Here is a 17,335-nt window from a genome sequence, read left to right as displayed (position 1 = left end):
TCAAAAGCTTTCAGGAGGAACGGACGACACCGTTCAGTGGCCGAGCGCGCGCGCCGTGAGCCACTTCTTGAGCGGGCCGGCGCGATCGACCAGGCGCAGGCCTTCGTTGCGCAGCCGGGCGAGGACCGGCGCCTGGCTGGCGAAGCCGCGCAGCAGGCCGTCCGTCAATTCGCCCATCGCCCAGGTCGGGGCGATGCGGGCACGGGCGTAGCGGCGCAGCAGCTTCTCGTCGCCGAGGCTGCGCCAGGATTCGCGTCGCACGATGACGTCGACCAGCGCCTCCACGTCGGCCAGGCCGAGGTTCAGGCCCTGCCCCGCCAGCGGATGGACCACGTGCGCGGCATCGCCGAGCAGCACCCAGCCGGGACCGCACAGCGCATCGGCGCGGCACAGCTGCAGCGGCCAGGCCTGGCGCTCGCCGGCGAGCTTCAGCGTGCCGGCGGCACCGCCGGTGGCCTCGAGCAGCGCGGATTCGAATTCGGCCGGGCCGGCGGCCATCAGGCGGCGGGCCTCGTCCTTGGGCAGCGACCAGACCAGCCCGTAGCCGTGGCCGGGCTCGGGACGGTCGAAGGGCAGCAGCGCGAGCACGTCCGGCGAGCGGAACCATTGCCAGGCCTGGCCCTGGTGCGGCTTGCTTGCGATCAGCCGCGTGGCGACGGCCATGTGGCCGTAGTCGTGGCGGTCGTAGTGCACGCCGAATTCCTGGGCGGCGCCGGTGTCGCGGCCTTCGCACAGGGCCTGCAGCGTGGCGGGGACCGGCTCGGTCACGCGCTGCACGTGCGGAGCGAAGCGCAGCGCGGCGTCGAGCTGCGCCTCGAGCGCGGCGGCGTCGACGATGTGGGCCAGTTCACCGGCGCCCTGCTGCCAGGCGCTGAAATGCAGCTCCGCGCCGGCGCGGTCGCCGTGGATGCGCATGTCGTGCACGGGGGTGCGGGCGTCCTCGGCCAGGCCTTCCCACACGCGCAGCCGGGTGAGCAGCGCGACCGAGGCCGCGTTGAGCGCATAGGCGCGCACGTCGGCAGTGGAGGCGGGGGCGGTCGGCCGGGCGAGCAGGGCCACGCGCAGGCCGCGGGCGCCGAGCGCCAGCGCCAGGCTGCGACCGACGCAGCCGTCGCCGCGCACCAGGACATCGAACTTTTCCATGGAGGACGATTGTAGGCAGGGGCGATGAGGGCGTGCCCGGCGGAGTTCCAGGCGGGAGCACCGGCGGGACCGGCGGCGGGAACCACGACGGCAACCACGACCGCAACCACGACGGGAAGGCAGCGGGGGCGGCGCTTGACTAAAATGCCGGTTTCGCCCGCGCGCTGCCGCAGGCCCGAACAGCCCCCAGCATTCCCCCAGCATTTCCCCCGAAAGCCAACCATGAGCCTCAAATGCGGCATCGTGGGCCTGCCCAATGTCGGCAAGTCCACCCTCTTCAACGCGCTGACGAAGGCCGGCATCGCCGCCGAGAACTACCCCTTCTGCACGATCGAGCCGAACGTGGGAATCGTCGAGCTGCCCGATCCGCGCCTGGGCAAGCTGGCGGAGATCGTCAAGCCTGAGCGCATCGTGCCGGCGATCGTCGAGTTCGTGGACATCGCGGGCCTGGTGGCGGGGGCGTCGAAGGGCGAAGGCCTGGGCAACCAGTTCCTGTCGCACATCCGCGAGACCGACGCGATCGTGAACGTGGTGCGCTGCTTCGAGGATCCGAACGTGATCCACGTCAACGGCAAGGTGGACCCGATCTCCGACATCGAGGTGATCCAGACCGAGCTGTGCCTGGCGGACCTGGGGACGGTGGAGAAGAGCCTGCACCGCTACAACAAGGTGGCGCGCGCGGGCGACAAGGACGCGGCGGCGCTGGTGAAGGTGCTGGAGAAGTGCCAGGTCGCGCTGGACCAGGCCAAGCCGGTGCGGGCCATCGATTTCAGCAAGGAAGAGCTGGTCATCCTGAAGCCGCTGTGCCTGATCACGGCCAAGCCAGCGATGTTCGTCGGCAACGTGGCGGAGGACGGTTTCGAGAACAACCCCTTCCTGGACCGCCTGAAGGACTACGCTGCCAAGCAGAACGCGCCGGTGGTGGCGATCTGCGCCAAGACCGAGGCGGAGCTGTCGGAGATGGAAGACGAGGACCGCGCGATGTTCCTGGCCGAGATGGGCCAGGACGAGCCGGGCCTGAACCGCCTGATCCGCGCCGGCTTCAAGCTGCTGGGTCTGCAGACCTACTTCACGGCGGGTGTCAAGGAAGTGCGGGCCTGGACGATCCACGTCGGCGACACCGCACCGCAGGCGGCCGGCGTCATCCACACCGACTTCGAGCGCGGCTTCATCCGCGCGCAGACGATCGCCTTCGACGACTTCATCCAGTTCAAGGGTGAGCAGGCCGCGAAGGACGCCGGGAAGATGCGCGCGGAAGGCAAGGACTACGTCGTCAAGGACGGCGACGTGCTGAACTTCCTGTTCACCCAAACCTAAGCACCTATCGACATCAACCCGCGAGTGCTCGCCCATTGACACGTAGCGGGTTCTTCGCGGGATTGCAACTCAAGGCTGTGGCCATAGGAGTGAAGACCGGGAGGTCTTCACAGACCTATCCCCGCGGGCGTCTATACAGGGCCATCGGTAAACTTGGCCATCCGCGAAGCGCCTCACCTCTCTCAACGAGCCCTGACAACAGCAACTGGGCGTTGAGTTCAGAGCAATAGCCGATTCGAGGTCGCGAGCAATCGGCTCGACAGGTGCCACGTCAATTCTTCGGCACAGCCGGGGAGCGGATCACATGGCGGGCTGACGCCCAACATTCAATCGATCAGCCCATATCGTCAGACGCGGGCGTGGGTGACAAGTCATAGATCACTATCGGCTCCAAGAGATCTTCCTCGGAGTTCGCGAACGCCGAGAGCACAAGTGCAGGCTCGTCGCCAGATCTGAGCACGTACGCCGTCAGAGCAGGGTTGTGAGGCTCTCGCGCCGCGACGATCTGATCAACTTTCAAGACTCGCCAACCAAGCCGAGACTCCTGCTCAGGCTGCAACGCAAAAATTTCCAGATCCCCACATGTTGCGGGGCGCCCGGCCAGAAAGTCGCCCAAGGCGGACACGCCGGGTATCAATACCTTGCGCTCACGCAGAGCACCGTCTGCGTCAAAGACGTCGAACGTGACTAAGAAGTGCGGCCCGCGGCCACAAAGTTCGACGAGACCCCAGTGCCGCGATCCTTCCGGACCAAACACCGACATCGCAGCCAACTCGAACTCAGGATAGGTTCGGATCGCTCCCAAAAATGAGTCCTATAGTTTGTAGCTCTATAGGGTTCATTTTAGGGTAATCGCGGGATGATCAAGTCCAGCCCCGCGAACCACTTCGGACGCGCACTCAAGTTCGTACGCAAGCAGCAGGGGCTATCCCAGGAGATGCTCGATGCGGCTTCGAGTCGGACCTACGTTAGCGTTCTCGAGCGTGGCGGCAAGAGCCCAACCCTGAACAAGATCGACGACCTTGCACTTGCCTTGGGAGTGCATCCGCTAACACTACTGATCTGCGCCTATGCGGATCCAGAGAAAGTCCTGCAGATTCAGGCAGTCCTGAACCTCGCGGACGAGGAAGTTAAGCGACTCGCGCAAAGAGGCTGAGACAGCCCGCGACACATGAGCAGGGCATAAAGCATGCATCTATCGCTCGCAAAAGCCGATGCCATTCTTCGGTAGAGCGGTGATCTTTTCTAAGTTAAAGCCCGTCTCGCCGAAGGTGCGGAGCGGCAAAACGGACAATTTTCTCGACGGCATCCACGATATCGCTCTCGAAACTATCAACAGACTCTCTGCCAGGTGATGCGATTGAGAGCCGACCTATCCCCAGGCGTTCTGCTGCGATACGCCTCTCCTCGACCGTCCGTTCCGGATCAATCGACACTGCGTAATCTAGGGTGTCCTTCACCAACTCTTCGAGCAACTTCTGAAGCGCACCTTGCTCGGTCGCAAGATTTGTCCCCCAGAGAACCTCAGCCTCCTTTGCTTCAGTTTCTAGATCGTTCAGTGCTGATCTGGTCTGATCTATGCGCTCGGAAAAAACTTGAGCATCCCCGAGAAGCGCTCTCGACTAATGTTCGCATCAGCCGTTCCCTGAACGCCGTAGTCAAGCCAAACGGAAGAGTTCCGACAGCTACGCAATGCATCTCGTGCCGTAAACGTCGCCCGGAGAATTCGGCGAGCAAGCTCATAGCTTGCCGTTCCAGTCAACTGAGTGCGCCAGGTAGCAAGGCCAGAGCGTGCAACCCATACCCCTGCGATACCCGTCGCAAGAAGGGCTATGTCCTTGAGCATTGATAACCACTCGAAGGATTGAGCCTCAAACACTTGAACGGCGCCGGCCATACTAGTTAGCTGCTGCGATGAAGACCGTAGTTTATGCGTGAGCGTAAAGAGATGAATTGCCGTGGGACCAACAACGACAGAATCTCTTCGTCGACGTCCTCCAGACCCATCGCGCCCTTGCCTGTACTTTCTTGAACAGATCCAGAAGGTCCTTGGCGATCGCCAAGCCCCAGAACAGCAAGAAGAGATAGAGCCCCCCCTCTGCGGCCCCGGGTCCAACAATCGGACGCAAGACGAGGTACGTCGCCAACGCAAAAATGGCGTTGACGTACAGGCGCTGAATCACCTGCAGCTCGAAGTACTTGTCCTTGAGCTTCCTGGCAAATTCGCGTGCTCGAGATGACTCCCGCGATGCTGGCTCCAACTGTGGCGTATCCAACTCGGAGCTGCAGCTCGCGCTCAAGCTCGTGGACATCGTCGCTCCTCAGGAGAGTGGAAGGTTCACCCTGCAGGACCTGGTGGTGCTCCGTACGGCGAAGGGCCTTCGAGATGCGCGGGTGCCGCATCGCAAAATCATTCAGGCGCTGAAGAATGTCAGAGCGGGCCTGCCGGGGCCTGCCGGGGCCTGCGCACCTAGCCAGTGTTCGCGTGCGGGCAAATGGCAGGAGCGTCGAAGCCGCCGATGAGGCCGGCAAACGCGATGCGGTATCTGGCCAGTTGCTGTTGCCGCTCGATGGCAGCGAGATTCGCATCGACCCAGCGCCGGCACCGGTTCCCCCGGTTGCGCGCGATGCGAGGTACTGGTTCCAACAGGCCGTGCGGCTGGAGGCCACTGACACCACCGCTGCGGAGCGAGCCTACCGGCGAGCAATTGCCCTGGACCCTTGCCATGGCGTGGCCTACGTGAACCTCGGCGCCATGCTGTGCGAGGCCAAGCGCTGCCTGGAAGCGGTGGCGTTGTATGACGATGCGATCTCCCACTGCGGCGACACGCCGCTAGTGCACTTCAACCGCGGCGCGGCTCTCGAAGATTCTGGACGTCCGGCGCTCGCCGTCGATGCCTATCGGCGCGCGCTGGAGTTGGACTCGCAACTGGCGGATGCCCATTACAACCTCGGCGTCCTCATGGAGCGCCTGGGCGATACCCAGTCTTCTCTTCGCCACTTCAGCGCCTACCGTCGCCTGCATCGAGAAGAAAGTCTCTAGGCGAGGCGCTTGCCAGATCCGTTCACCATCAAAAAGGAGTTTCACATGTCTGACGACAAGAGCAAGTCCGGCGGCCAGGACCGCACCAAGATCAACGTCAACGAGGATTACGAGCTGCGCGACTGGTCCAAGAAGTTCGGTGTGACGCCCGAAGAGCTGAAGCGGGCGGTGAACGCGGTCGGTACCAGCGCTGCAGATGTCGAGGCTCATCTCAAGGGCGGCCAAAGCAAGAACCAGACGCGGTGATGCCGTGCTGGTCGCGACCTGGAACGTCAATAACGTTCTCAAGCGGCTCGACCAGCTCCTGGCTTGGTTGGATCACCGCAAGCCAGACGTCGTCGCCCTTCAGGAACTGAAGGCAACGACGGACAGTTTCCCCGTCGACGCGCTTCGCGCCGCGGGATATGAGGCGCTGGTCGTTGGGCAGCGCACCTGGAACGGCGTGGCGCTGCTGGCTCGCGGACACGAGCCGCTTTCGGTCGCCACATCCCTGCCAGGAGATCCGAAGGACAAGGAAGCCCGCTACCTGGAAGCAGCGATCAACGGTGTGCTCTACGCATGCCTGTACCTCCCGAACGGCAATCCCCAGCCCGGCCCGAAGTTTGACTACAAGCTGCGATGGTTCGAGCGATTGCGTCAGCGAGCCGAAGCTTTGTGGGCAACGGGACAGCCGGTGGTGATGCTGGGCGACTGGAACGTCGTCCCTACCGACCAGGACATCTACAAGCCCGACACGTGGCGAGACAACGCCCTCCTGCAGCCGCAAGCGCGCGACGCGTTCACCGCGATCCTCGACCAGGGTTGGGTCGACGCGTTGAAGACGGTGCATCCAGACGAAAAGATGTTTACGTTCTGGGACTATCGACGTCAGCGATGGGAGCGCAACGCGGGGCTTCGCATCGACCACATCCTTGTCGGTGGCGCGCTAAAAGTCATCAATGCTGGCGTGGACCGCGAAGAACGCGCGAGCGAGAACCCGAGCGACCACGCGCCGGTCTGGGCCGAGGTCGCCCCGGCGAAGTTCAGAAAGCCCACGAAATCGGCGGCCTCGAAGGCCAAGACTGCGGTGAAGGACGGCAAGCCTGACGCTGCGGCCCCGCCAACCTTAGCGGTACCCCTAGCCCGTTATAACCAGAAGCGGGACTTCAAGAAAACAGCAGAACCGCCTGGCGCGCTGCCGGCCGTCGCCGCCAGTTCACGCAATAAGGGTCAAGCGCTGGGCTTCGTCATCCAGAAGCACTGGGCGAGCCGCCTCCATTACGACTTCCGACTCGAACTTGACGGTGTGATGCTGTCGTGGGCAGTGCCCAAGGGGCCATCCTTCGACCCCGCCCGCAAGCAGATGGCGATCCACGTCGAAGACCACCCGGTCAGCTACAACGAGTTCGAGGGCGACATTCCCAAGGGTGAGTACGGCGGCGGGACAGTCATCGTTTGGGACCGAGGCTCCTGGGAGCCTATCGGCGATCCGCGCGAAGGCATGAAGGTGGGCAAGCTGCTCTTTAAGCTCCATGGGCAGAAGCTCGCTGGTCTGTGGGAACTCGTGCGCATTTCCAAGCCGGGCGAGAAGAAACAGGATCAGTGGATCCTGTTCAAGAAGCGTGGTGACGCCTGGGTCAGACCTGCGGCCGAGTACGACGTCATCACGGCGTTACCGGACAGCGTGGTAACCAAGCCGCTCGGCCTGTTGGAGGAACGCGAGCCGCGGGATGTAGCGGCACGGCCAGCCCCACGTGTGGCCGATGAAGACATGCGGGCAGCGAAGAGGGCACCGCTGCCGTCAAAGCTGGCGCCGCAGCTCGCTACCTTAGCCTCCTCGGTGCCCGACGGCGACTGGATCGTGGAATCCAAGTTCGACGGCTACCGACTTCTCGCGCGCGTGGAAGATGGCGAGGTGCGGCTGTTCACGCGCAACGGCAACGACTGGACTGCCAAGTTCAAACCGCTCGCAGCGGCCATCGCAGATTTCGGGTTGGAGAGTGCCTGGCTGGATGGCGAGATCGTCGTAATGGGCGATGCAGGGGTACCGGACTTCAACGCGCTGCAGAACGCCATCGACAACGCGCGAAACAAGGACATCGAGATGTTCCTGTTCGACGTGCCGTTCCTCGGCGGGATGGACCTGCGCGATGTTCCGTTGGCCGCGCGCAGGAGCGTACTCCGGGAGCTTCTCGAAGATCGGTCATCCGACATGATCCGCTTCAGTGAATCGTTCGAAGCGCTGCCGCATCAGATGCTCAACGCGGCCTGCCGGATGGGGCTCGAGGGCGTGATGGTTAAGCGCGCTGACTCGCCGTACGCATCTGGCCGCACCGAGACTTGGTTGAAGCTCAAGTGCCAGCAGCGGCAGGAGTTCGTCGTCATCGGCTTCACCGATCGCGCCGGATCCACCACGGAAGTGGGCAGCCTGCTTCTCGGCTACTACGACGAGGGACAGCTGCGAAGCGCAGGTTCCGTCGGCACGGGATGGAGCGCCACCACCGGCAAGGAGCTCCACGCGATGCTCAAGAAGCTGGCGTCATCCACACCGACGGTGGATCACGCGGAAGTGAAGCCGGGTCGATGGTCGAAGCGCTCGCCGGGGGCCGAGCGCTGGGTCAAACCGAAGACCGTTGTAGAGGTGGCGTTTTCCGAATGGACGCCCGACGGGCAGATTCGTCATGCCTCATTCCGCGGCGTGCGGACCGACAAGCCGGCTAGCGCGATCATCAGGGAGCGTCCAAAGGAACTCGGTGCGACATCGACTGCCACCGCTTCTGGCGGGAAGAACAAGATCGCCCCAGCCGTCAAGGTCACGAATCCCGAGCGGGTAATCGATCCTTCCACCGGGTTTAAGAAAGTCGATCTGGTGCGGTATTACGAATCGGTGGCCGAGTGGATCCTGCCCCACCTCAAGGGTCGGCCGATTTCCCTAGTGCGCGCGCCCCAGGGCATCACGGGTCAACTGTTCTTCCAGAAGCATCCTGAGACCAAGATGCCGGGCCTCACCGAGCTGGATGCTGATCTGTGGCCCGGCCACGCCGCGCTCATGAGCGTGGACACGCCGGAGGCATTGCTCAGCGCCGCGCAGATGAACACAGTCGAGTTCCACACATGGAACTCCCTGGCCAAGAACATCGACCATCCAGATCGCGTCATCTTTGACCTCGACCCTGGGGAAGGCGTGACCTGGACGATGCTTCAAGAGGCCGCCGTGCTAATGCGCACGCTTCTGGGAGAACTGCAGTTGGAGAGCTGGCTTAAGACCAGCGGTGGCAAGGGCCTGCACATTGTGGTGCCGATAACGCCCAAGCTCGCCTATGACGAGGTGAAGCGCTTCTCCCAGATCGCCGTGCAGCACATGGCCAAGACCATCCCGTCGAGGTTCGTGGCGAAGTCCGGCGGCGGCAACCGCATCGGACGCATCTTCATCGACTACCTGCGAAACGGACACGGTCAGACTACCGCCGCCGCCTTTTCTGCTCGAGCTCGTCCTGGCATGGGCGTATCCATGCCTGTGGCCTGGGAGCAGCTCAGGGGATTGAAGAGCGGCGCCCAGTGGACCATCGCCACCGCACGCGAGTACCTGTCGTTCCAGCGAACAGATCCCTGGGCGGACTACTGGAAAAAACGTCAGAGCTTGAGCAAGGCGATGAAGGCGCTTTCGCCGTGAGCGCGCCGCAGACGGTCGGCGCGGGGTACCCAGTGACGCCGGACGGTCGCTACTTCGTGGTGCGAGGAAGACTGTGGCGGAAAGCAAATCCCGCACTCAGCGAGGATCAACGAAGCGCGCTGGTCAGCGCCTTGATGTCCGCCCGCAGCAGGCTTCGAACGAGCGCTGCTGGTTCGGCTGCGCGAGCGGCTGCTCGGCAGGCAATTGAAACCACGAAGGTTCATCTTGGTGAACGCGGTCGGGTGTGGTGGATGGATGGCGCCCCCGACTACAACAAGCGTATGGTGAAAAATTCGCCCTACGCCGGCTGGTATGAAGCGCTTCCGATCGCCGAACAGCTGTGACGTCGCGCCGGCCGACGCATACGTCTAGCCGAGCGAGATCAGTATGCGGCGGCCTGCTGGAGGGGGGAAATCGACGTATCCGTCCGGCCAACTCACCTTGATCGTTGAGACGGCGGCGGTAAGGAAATTGTTGGACAAGCAGCCTGGAGACCAGTCATGCGGCAGTCCGGCCAGCCGCTTGGGCTACACGCCCCCCCTGAGCTCGTGCGCATCGTTCTCCTGTTGGCTTCCCGCAGTTCATCAAAATCAACGGAGAGCTAGGTGGCGACACTGAAGGAGCAGATGCTCGCAGGCGGGCGGTACACGTCCGATGATGCTGAGTGGCAGGCCGATCTGGCGTAACGGCTGCTGGCCCGGAATCTGGCTGGTTGGATGGCGAAATCGAATCAGGGGTGCCGGACTTCAACATTGTGGTCCGAGGCCGTCTTTGGCGAAGAGCCAATCCGAACCTTGAACCGGACCTCCACGGCACGCTAATGAAGGAGCTCATGACGCGCGACTTCGTCTGCGTGGGCACCTTGATGAGGACCAGCCCGCGGCCGCGCGTTCTGAGGTCCACGCAGCGAAAGTCGCACTCGGTGAGTGCGGACCGCCCTGGTGGCACGATGGCGCTCCGGATTTAAATCGGCACCTCGTGAAGAACACGCCCTACGCCCGGTGGTACAGCACGCAAGTTTGCGCCCGCCGTCCATAGCGGCGGGCGGTGCAAGCTTATGGCGACCGCGGTGGAAGCTGTTCGAGGAAGACCGAGCGAGCCTCGGTCTTTAACAGGCCGTAGCGCACTCGAGTCAGGCTGCCCTGAGCGCCTCATTCACTTTCGCGACTGCCGCGAGCTTGCCCAGCGCTTGGTCCGTTGCCTTCTCCTCGTCAAGGGACGCCTGCAAGAGCGGCAGGGCCTCGGACAGTCCCAGCTGCTTGGCCAGAACCAGGAGCGCGGTGTACGAAGCAATTTCGTAGTGCTCCACCTTCTGCGCAGCGCCGATGAGCGCCACGTCGAGCACTGCACCCTTGTCGATTTCGTCAATGAGGTCCTTGCCCTCCTCAACGAGGCCTTCCATGGCCGCGCATTTGATGCGTTTGAGCTTGATGCCGGTGAGCTCGACGATCTGGTCGATGCGCTCGACTTGGCCCTGCGTCTCGTCGAGGTGTTTCTCGAACGCGGCAACCAGTTCAGCATCCGCCGCGGCGCGGGCCATCTTGGGCAACGAGCGCGTCATCTGCATCTCGGCGCTGCGCATGTCCGAGAGTTCGTGTATGAAAAGGTCTTCGATGGTTTTCACAGCCATGGTGGGTTCTCCGGTTGAGTCGGCCACACAGCAAGTCAGATTCCCGTGCCTTGCCGGCATGCCCCAGATTTCAGCGGCTCGCGATGGACACTGGCGCAACCGGTGCGGCACGTCGGATGCCAGTTATGAACCGGAGGACGCCATGTTGAACGTCACGACGCCGGTTCGAGCCCTTGTCTCCCTAGGAGGTGCGGTCGTTGGAGGTTGGCTCGGTGCGCTGAACGGGTTCAGCGACGTCGCTACCCTCGGGCTGTCCCTGCTCTTCTTCATCCTGCTCTGGACTTGGTTGCAGCGCTAGTGCGCGCGTCCAGCAGCCGTCACCCCTATCATCATGGCAACCCGCGCCAGCTCCCGCGCAATTGACCATCAGGTCGCCAGCGGCACAGGCATGCCGCGGTCGACCAAGGTCCTATTGCTCGTTGACTTCATCAACCCGTTGCGCTTCGAGGGCGCTGAGGACATCGCCGAAGCGGCGGTCGAAGCAGCTCGCGCTGCTGCCAAGCTGAAGAAGGCGTTCCATGCCGCAGGGGCGTGCGTCATCTATATCAACGACAACTTCGGGCAGTGGCGGTCGGACGTGCCGACGCTGCTGAGGGAATGCCGGAGGTCAGGCGGCGCTGCCGCCCAGCTTGCGCGCTTGCTGCCTCCAACGAAGGCTGACTTGATGATCCTCAAGCCTAGGCACTCGGGCTTTTACGCAACACCGCTTGACCTGCTGCTGGAGCAACTCGGCACCAAGGAGGTCGTCATGACCGGGCTCGCGACTGACTACTGCGTAAAGTGCACCGCCATGGATGCTTACGTCCGGGGCTATCGCGTGGCAGTCCCTTCCGACTGCACGGCTGCTGAATCTGACGAACGAAAGCGTGCCGCCCTGGCATGGATGAAGGAAGCGTTGAAGGCGCGGATTGCGGCAACCGGCGGCCGGCGGACGGGCTCTTAGGTCAATCGCGCTTGACGACGCTGATGGTCCCGTCGCTCTCCAGCACCGCGATCTTCAGCTCGGACAGCTTGCAGTCGGATTCGCGCAGTGCCTTCTCGACGTCGAGGTCGCTGAGCCTGTGGCGACGAAGCACCGCCTCGAACCACTTGCCATCGCGACCGATGAGCACTGGGGAGCCCTCAAGCAGCCGCTCTAGGCGCCGATTGCGCGAGCCCAGGTAGGCGATCCCTGCGTTCAGGCCGATGAGGGTAGCGGCCAGAATCCACGCGCCTATGACCGAGTCCTCACCGCCGCTGAGGCCGTTGCTGACGGCTTCGCTCAGCAGCATTACGACCAGCAGGTCGAACGGCGTGAACTGGCCCACAGTCCTCTTCCCTGACACCCGAACCATGACCAGCAGCGCGAGGTAGATGAGCGCTGCGCGAGCGAGCAATTCCCATGGACTGACTTGCAGGTCGAACACTGAACGACTCCGATGGTGGCGACGGTCTTGTCAACGAACTGGCAACGCCGATACCTGCGTTAGCGGACTCAGGCGTCGGGTTTGCCACACCTGCGTTCAGCGCTTTGGAGCGCGCCAACCTAGAGGCCTTCCATGCTCGCCCTGACCTACCACGGTGCCAAGGATGTTCGCGTTGAGACGATTCCCGATCCGGTGCTCGCAGCTGACGACGACATCCTGCTGCGTGTGACCGCGACCGCCATCTGCGGGTCTGACCTGCACATCTACCGGGGAAAAATCCCAGACATGAAGTCGGGGGACATCCTGGGCCATGAGTTCATGGGGATCGTCGAGGATGTAGGGCGCGGTGTGACGAATTTGAAGCGGGGCGACCGCGTGGTCGTGCCGTTCACCATCTCCTGCGGCGACTGCTTCTTCTGCGGTCGCAAGCTGTTTGCAGCCTGTGAGACAACGAACCCTGGCCGCGGTGCCATCCTGAACAAGAAGGACATTCGCCCCGGAGCGGGCCTCTTCGGCTACAGCCACCTCTATGGTGGCTACGCCGGTGGTCAAGCGGAGTACGTGCGCGTGCCCAAAGCCAACGTCGGTCCGCTTGTGATCCCCGACACCAGCCTGCGCGACGAGCAAGTGCTTTTCCTCTCAGACATCCTGCCAACCGGCTACCAAGCTGCGTTGAACGCGCAGGTCACCGCTGGGTCGAGCGTCGCCATCTTCGGCGCTGGACCCGTCGGCATGATGGCCGCCGCCAGTGCTCGGCTGCTAGGCGCCGAGAAAATCTTCATGGTCGATCACCATCCGTATAGGTTGGCCTTCGCGAAGGAGACGTACGGTGTGCTGCCCATCGACTTCGACCAAGTTGATGACCCCGCGCAGCTCATCATCGAGCAGACCGACCATCGCGGCGTCGATGCATCAATCGACGCCGTGGGCTTCGAGGCCAAGGGAAGCACCGTGGAAACCGTGCTGTCAACACTGAAGCTGGAGGGCTCTAGCGGCACCTCCTTGCGGTGGGCAATTGCCGCTACTCGGCGGGGGGGCATAGTGAGCGTGCCCGGCGTGTACGCGGGCTTCATCCATGGGTTTCTGTTCGGGGATGCCTTCGAGAAGGGGTTGAGCTTCGCAAGCGGCCAGACCCATGCGCAGCGCTTCATGCCAGAGCTCCTCCGGCACATCGAAAGCGGCGAACTGAAGCCCGACGTCATCGTCAGCCATCGCCTTCCGCTCACCGAGGCAGCGCGCGGCTACGACATCTTCAACAAGAAGGAAGAGGACTGCCGCAAGGTCGTGCTCACCCCCTTCGACAACTGATCCCCGTCCACTGGTTCGAGGAGTTCTCATGAACACCAGCAATTCTTCCGCACGTCCGTTCGCCGTCGTCACCGGTGCATCCAGTGGCATAGGCCGCGAGCTCGCCCTGGAATGCGCGCGACATGGCTACGACCTGCTCATCGCAGCGGATCGCGCCCAGGATGACACAGCTGAAGCTTGTCGCGCCGAGGGAGCGCAAGTTCAAGTGCTTCAAGCGGACCTGTCGCTGATGATCGGCGTGGACGCCTTGATGGCCGAACTGCGCGGGCGGCCGGTCGATGCGCTGCTTGCGAATGCGGGGCACGGGTTGGGTCATGCCTTCCTTGACCAGGACTTCCAGGCAGTGCGGCACGTGATCGACACCAACATCACCGGCACGCTGGACTTGATCCAGCGCATCGGTCGAACCATGCGTACCCGCAACGCGGGGAAAATCCTCATCACCGGCTCCATCGCTGGTCTAATGCCCGGCAGTTTCCAAGCTGTTTACAACGGCACAAAGGCCTTCATCGACTCATTCGCCTACGCCCTGCGCAACGAGCTCAAGGACACCGAAGTTTCCGTGACTGTCTTGATGCCCGGCCCGACTGACACTGAGTTCTTCCGGCGAGCCGATATGACGGACACCAAGGTGGGTTCCGGCGATAAGCAACCTCCGGCGGAGGTTGCCAAGACCGGCTACGAGGCCATGGAGGAAGGCGAGAGTTCAGTGGTGGCAGGCTGGAAGAACAAGGTCCAAGCCTTGCTCGCCAACGTCACCCCGGCCGAGGTGTTGGCGGCGCAGCATCGAAAGACCGCAGAGCCTGGCGGCGGCAACAAGGGTGCTTCCGAGTAGATGATGGCAGCGGAAGCGCCCGCGAGCAGCGCGCACCGTCGATGTTTGCCAAGTCTTTTCCCTAACTCCCACCTTCAGGGGGCATGCTCATAGATCACATCTACAAGATGGCCGAAATCGGGGCCCAAGAGACGTTCTCGTTTGAAGCTCACCGGGATGTGGTCGAGACGTTGGAGCGTTTCTCCCGCGAACTGGAACGATTGGATGAACTGGCTGAGCAGGGGTTGGTGGAGGTTATCTCGCAGCACTCCGAGAGCGAGTCCGGCGAGCAATTTGTTGACCTAGTGCATTTCAAACGATTGAAATAGTGCAGTTCAACCAACAGCGGAGCGTCGTTCAGAATCCCTGGCCGCCCGCCTCGGTTGTGAGCCGTGGGCGCCCTGGTCACTCAAGCGTAGACTCGGCGTGGGCTGCGGCTCTGCTCCGGCCCCCTGCTTTTCCTCCCTGAGCAGGAGCCTTCTGCGATGGCAGTACAAGGCTTTCAAGCCTCGGCCACGTGCCGGGGCTTTCTTTCTTCAGTCTTTAGCTGGGTAGTCAGCGGGCACAGGGTGCTCAACCGCAGGACATCGACGAAGCTTCGCTGTCGTGAGTACGGTCGAGAGCTGCTCCATGAGAACTGGCTTGACCAAATTGAAGTCGAATAGCGTGGGTTCGTAGGCTGTGTGGTCGCCTTCCCGCCCACGTCCCGAGACTGACACGATGAGCGGGCGTCCGAATCGGCTATCTCGGGCAGCTTCCGCCACATGCATGGCGCTTCCAAGGCGCAGGTACGGCTCCATGATTACCGCAGCGACGGGTGCGCGCGAGAGTGCATCGAGCGCTTCATCCGGCGTGGACGTGACGATGGGATGCCAACCCTCGATTTCCAGCCACGCGGCGACCGCCTCGGACGCGTCGGGGAAATCATCAAGCACGAGCACTGTCGCATGGGGATTTGGCACGTCGCAATGGTACGCATCGGGAACGTCGACGCTGCTGGAAGTTCTTACAGTGTCCGCGTCATGCTAGGCTCTCCGTCAACGACGTGGTGCGCGCGATTCGTCGCGGATCAACTCCAGACCCTTCCGGTAGGTCGTTATCTGAAACTCCGGAAACCGCTGCTTGAACTTGGTCGAGTCGAACAGGTGGTCCCGCTCATAGCGGGGAAGCAGTTCGCGCAATTCACGCACTTGGTTGGAAACCAGACTGGCGGCCATCAGCATCCACTTGGGCAGCACCTTGTATGAGGGCGGCCCACCGAACACGTCGGCCGCCAGTTCGACTAACTGCCTATAGGTCAGGCGGTTGTCGTCGCATGGCAGATGCCAAGTCTGACCAAACGCATCGGGTGCGTTGCCCAGCGCGGCTAGGGCTCGACTCGCATCCGGTGTCCAGATCAGCGTTCTGCGCGTGTCGTCGCGCACAGGTACGCGCGGTGGCTTGCCAGACTTGAGCCTGTCGATGACCAGCGAGTTAGTGATGCTCTGCGTCCTGCCCGGGCCATAGAACTCGGGCGCGCGGCCGATGACCACCGGAATGTCCCCGCGGGCCATTTCCTGCAACACCAGGGACGCCATTTCCGCGCGCACTCGACCCTTGCCGCCCACGGGCTGGAACGGCGCGCCCTCGCGCAATATCTTGTCGTCCTGCGCATACATGTAGGTGTTGTCGAAGTAGACGAACTTGGCGCCCGCCGCGCGCGTGGCGTCCAGCGCGTTCTTCAACATCTTGGGGAACTGCGCCTCCCACAATCGGGTGTCGGGCGGCAGGCCGGCCGTGAAGTACACGATGTCGCTGCCCTTCACCGCATCGGCGGCCTGCCTGGCGTCCAGCAGGTCCGCCGGTGCCAGCAGGTCGCCGTCGTTGACCTGGCGAGGCGCGCGACTGACGAGGCGAAGGTCGTCTGTCGTCGTGCGCCTCAGTTCCAGCGCGAGTTCGACGGCGATTTGGCCGGTGGCGCCCAGGATGGTCTTCATGGTGATCCTCAGTCTGCGTGACGACCGGAGTCACAACGGCTTGGGCGAGTACAGCGCGCTCTGGAAATCGGGCACGTACTCGTACTTCACGAGTTTGCCCAGTTTCAGCGCCTTGATGTAGGCCGACAAGCTGCCGTCAGTGAGGGTGAGCTTCACGTCATCAGCGCTGCTACTACTGGAATGGCTGAGTTGACGCGCGACGGAGTAGCCGGTCATCAACTGGCCCTTCTGGTCGACATTGGTGAAGCTGTTCTTGACCATGACCTCCTTGCTGGACAGGTCGTCGAGCTTGCGAGTCTCCATCGTGAAATCAAGTTGCTTGGTCGTGGCGTCGTAGATTTCCACGATGACGGACTTGTCCGTCTCCTGGTAGGTGATGTCGGTCAACCATTTCGGCAGGTTGTAGCCGACCACGCCGCGCACGCGAGCCAGCTCCGTGTTCACAGGGAGCTTGAGCACATAACCCCAGAAGTCTCCCGACATCGACTGGCTCAACAGCGTAAACGGGCCGAAGCTGGACGAGCCGGGCTTGTTGGTGACGATGGACAGGCCGATTTCGTTGTAGCTGTCATTGTCGCAGTACCGGTAGGTGTAAGCCGTCAGGGCAACGAGGCCGCGACCCGGCCATACCTGCAGGGGTTGCACCTGTTCCAGCACCTTGGACGGTATGAGCGCCTTGAGTTGGTCCAGGTCGGCCGTAAAGATGGCCGTCACGCGGCTCGCCTGGTAATAGAAATTGGGCGAGTAAGACTCGAAGCCGACGTCTACCCGCTCCTTCTGAAGCTGCTTGAACCAGCTCAGGTCGAGGTCAGGCCCTTCGGCTGCGATGACGGTGAGCGGAGGATTCGAACGGTAGCGGTCATAGAGACCACCTTTCACGACCGGGACTGGCTGGCCAGCAATGTCAATGGTCGTGGTCTGACCCTGCGCCAACACGGCGCCAGCGCCGAGGTTGAGGGCGGCGCCTACGGTGGTGGCAATCGTTCGGACATTCATGGCTTCGTTCGGGAGCGTTGACGATGCCAAAACTCTAAGGTTAAAGTTAA

The 17,335-nt window shown here is 62.6% G+C and carries 18 protein-coding genes; 10 read left to right on the top strand and 8 right to left on the bottom strand.

The features are described from left to right. Positions 1-33: 33 nt before the first annotated feature. Positions 34-1,143, bottom strand: a complete 1,110-nt coding sequence (locus AC07O8_RS10575) for an FAD-dependent monooxygenase (protein ID WP_495047966.1) — start codon at positions 1,141-1,143, stop codon at positions 34-36. A gap of 222 nt (positions 1,144-1,365) precedes the next feature. Between AC07O8_RS10575 and ychF the strand changes: the two genes are divergently transcribed. Next, entirely contained in the window at positions 1,366-2,460 is a 1,095-nt protein-coding gene (gene ychF, locus AC07O8_RS10570; protein WP_495047965.1) for a redox-regulated ATPase YchF, read from the top strand. A gap of 334 nt (positions 2,461-2,794) precedes the next feature. Here ychF and AC07O8_RS10565 read toward each other — a convergent pair whose 3' ends face one another. Next, the gene (locus AC07O8_RS10565) at positions 2,795-3,265 is read right to left on the bottom strand and encodes a hypothetical protein (protein ID WP_495047964.1); all 471 of its coding nucleotides are present in this window, start codon (positions 3,263-3,265) and stop codon (positions 2,795-2,797) included. Between the two features lie 54 nt (positions 3,266-3,319). On the opposite strand from AC07O8_RS10565, the gene AC07O8_RS10560 reads away from it, so the two are divergent. Continuing rightward, entirely contained in the window at positions 3,320-3,616 is a 297-nt protein-coding gene (locus AC07O8_RS10560) for a helix-turn-helix domain-containing protein (protein WP_495047963.1), read from the top strand. Positions 3,617-4,388: 772 nt separating this feature from the next. Here the strand turns inward: AC07O8_RS10560 and AC07O8_RS10555 are convergent. After that, positions 4,389-4,772 carry a hypothetical protein gene (locus AC07O8_RS10555; RefSeq protein WP_495047962.1) on the bottom strand — a complete coding sequence of 128 codons (384 nt, stop codon included), beginning with the start codon at positions 4,770-4,772 and terminating at the stop codon, positions 4,389-4,391. Between the two features lie 173 nt (positions 4,773-4,945). Here AC07O8_RS10555 and AC07O8_RS10550 point away from each other — a divergent pair, with 173 nt between their 5' ends. From AC07O8_RS10550 to AC07O8_RS10535, 4 genes are read left to right on the top strand one after another with little or no spacing between them, the layout of a single operon-like run. Next, a complete protein-coding gene (locus tag AC07O8_RS10550) occupies positions 4,946-5,503 on the top strand; it encodes a tetratricopeptide repeat protein (RefSeq protein ID WP_495047961.1) in 558 nt (185 codons plus the stop codon). Positions 5,504-5,548: 45 nt separating this feature from the next. Further along, positions 5,549-5,749 (top strand): DUF3606 domain-containing protein, encoded by a 201-nt coding sequence (locus AC07O8_RS10545; protein ID WP_495047960.1) that lies wholly within the window; start codon positions 5,549-5,551, stop codon positions 5,747-5,749. A 4-nt stretch (positions 5,750-5,753) separates the two neighbouring features. After that, positions 5,754-9,155 (top strand): DNA ligase D, encoded by a 3,402-nt coding sequence (ligD, locus tag AC07O8_RS10540; protein ID WP_495047959.1) that lies wholly within the window; start codon positions 5,754-5,756, stop codon positions 9,153-9,155. Further along, positions 9,152-9,499 (top strand): hypothetical protein, encoded by a 348-nt coding sequence (locus tag AC07O8_RS10535; protein WP_495047958.1) that lies wholly within the window; start codon positions 9,152-9,154, stop codon positions 9,497-9,499. Before ligD ends, AC07O8_RS10535 begins: the two co-directional genes overlap by 4 nt. 788 nt (positions 9,500-10,287) lie before the next feature. On the opposite strand, the gene AC07O8_RS10530 is transcribed toward AC07O8_RS10535, so the two are convergent. Continuing rightward, positions 10,288-10,785 (bottom strand): YciE/YciF ferroxidase family protein, encoded by a 498-nt coding sequence (locus tag AC07O8_RS10530; RefSeq protein ID WP_495047957.1) that lies wholly within the window; start codon positions 10,783-10,785, stop codon positions 10,288-10,290. Positions 10,786-11,116: 331 nt separating this feature from the next. Between AC07O8_RS10530 and AC07O8_RS10525 the strand changes: the two genes are divergently transcribed. Further along, positions 11,117-11,728: a cysteine hydrolase family protein gene (locus tag AC07O8_RS10525; RefSeq protein WP_495047956.1), complete on the top strand. Its 612-nt coding sequence runs from the start codon at positions 11,117-11,119 to the stop codon at positions 11,726-11,728. Between the two features lies 1 nt (position 11,729). Here AC07O8_RS10525 and AC07O8_RS10520 read toward each other — a convergent pair whose 3' ends face one another. Continuing rightward, positions 11,730-12,191, bottom strand: coding sequence for a DUF421 domain-containing protein (locus AC07O8_RS10520; RefSeq protein ID WP_495047955.1), 462 nt, complete (start codon positions 12,189-12,191; stop codon positions 11,730-11,732). A gap of 132 nt (positions 12,192-12,323) precedes the next feature. On the opposite strand from AC07O8_RS10520, the gene AC07O8_RS10515 reads away from it, so the two are divergent. The 3 genes from AC07O8_RS10515 to AC07O8_RS10505 all read left to right on the top strand — a co-directional run bounded on the left by AC07O8_RS10515 (position 12,324) and on the right by AC07O8_RS10505 (position 14,642). Further along, the gene (locus AC07O8_RS10515) at positions 12,324-13,499 is read left to right on the top strand and encodes a zinc-dependent alcohol dehydrogenase (RefSeq protein ID WP_495047954.1); all 1,176 of its coding nucleotides are present in this window, start codon (positions 12,324-12,326) and stop codon (positions 13,497-13,499) included. Between the two features lie 28 nt (positions 13,500-13,527). Further along, the gene (locus tag AC07O8_RS10510; protein ID WP_495047953.1) at positions 13,528-14,334 is read left to right on the top strand and encodes an SDR family NAD(P)-dependent oxidoreductase; all 807 of its coding nucleotides are present in this window, start codon (positions 13,528-13,530) and stop codon (positions 14,332-14,334) included. Between the two features lie 83 nt (positions 14,335-14,417). Then, a complete protein-coding gene (locus AC07O8_RS10505) occupies positions 14,418-14,642 on the top strand; it encodes a hypothetical protein (protein ID WP_495047952.1) in 225 nt (74 codons plus the stop codon). 207 nt (positions 14,643-14,849) lie between these two features. On the opposite strand, the gene AC07O8_RS10500 is transcribed toward AC07O8_RS10505, so the two are convergent. The 3 genes from AC07O8_RS10500 to AC07O8_RS10490 form a co-directional block, all read right to left on the bottom strand. Beyond that, complete coding sequence (locus tag AC07O8_RS10500) at positions 14,850-15,248, bottom strand: hypothetical protein (protein WP_495047951.1); 399 nt, start codon at positions 15,246-15,248, stop codon at positions 14,850-14,852. Positions 15,249-15,350: 102 nt separating this feature from the next. Next, positions 15,351-16,289: an NAD-dependent epimerase/dehydratase family protein gene (locus tag AC07O8_RS10495; RefSeq protein ID WP_495047950.1), complete on the bottom strand. Its 939-nt coding sequence runs from the start codon at positions 16,287-16,289 to the stop codon at positions 15,351-15,353. Between the two features lie 30 nt (positions 16,290-16,319). Further along, positions 16,320-17,285, bottom strand: a complete 966-nt coding sequence (locus tag AC07O8_RS10490; protein WP_495047949.1) for an acetoacetate decarboxylase (ADC) — start codon at positions 17,283-17,285, stop codon at positions 16,320-16,322. Between the last annotated feature and the right edge of the window lie 50 nt (positions 17,286-17,335).

Source organism: Roseateles sp. GW821-FHT09G09, assembly GCF_059415965.1.
This window is presented reverse-complemented; position numbering and strand designations above follow the sequence as displayed.

Coding starts and splice junctions, on each gene's coding strand:
- AC07O8_RS10530 (WP_495047957.1), bottom strand. CDS start 10,785: ATGGCTGTGAAAACCATCGAAGACCTTTTCATACACGAACTCTCGGAC.
- AC07O8_RS10560 (WP_495047963.1), top strand. CDS start 3,320: ATGATCAAGTCCAGCCCCGCGAACCACTTCGGACGCGCACTCAAGTTC.
- AC07O8_RS10495 (WP_495047950.1), bottom strand. CDS start 16,289: ATGAAGACCATCCTGGGCGCCACCGGCCAAATCGCCGTCGAACTCGCG.
- AC07O8_RS10490 (WP_495047949.1), bottom strand. CDS start 17,285: ATGAATGTCCGAACGATTGCCACCACCGTAGGCGCCGCCCTCAACCTC.
- AC07O8_RS10505 (WP_495047952.1), top strand. CDS start 14,418: ATGCTCATAGATCACATCTACAAGATGGCCGAAATCGGGGCCCAAGAG.
- AC07O8_RS10515 (WP_495047954.1), top strand. CDS start 12,324: ATGCTCGCCCTGACCTACCACGGTGCCAAGGATGTTCGCGTTGAGACG.
- AC07O8_RS10545 (WP_495047960.1), top strand. CDS start 5,549: ATGTCTGACGACAAGAGCAAGTCCGGCGGCCAGGACCGCACCAAGATC.
- AC07O8_RS10525 (WP_495047956.1), top strand. CDS start 11,117: ATGGCAACCCGCGCCAGCTCCCGCGCAATTGACCATCAGGTCGCCAGC.
- AC07O8_RS10575 (WP_495047966.1), bottom strand. CDS start 1,143: ATGGAAAAGTTCGATGTCCTGGTGCGCGGCGACGGCTGCGTCGGTCGC.
- ychF (WP_495047965.1), top strand. CDS start 1,366: ATGAGCCTCAAATGCGGCATCGTGGGCCTGCCCAATGTCGGCAAGTCC.
- AC07O8_RS10555 (WP_495047962.1), bottom strand. CDS start 4,772: ATGTCCACGAGCTTGAGCGCGAGCTGCAGCTCCGAGTTGGATACGCCA.
- AC07O8_RS10510 (WP_495047953.1), top strand. CDS start 13,528: ATGAACACCAGCAATTCTTCCGCACGTCCGTTCGCCGTCGTCACCGGT.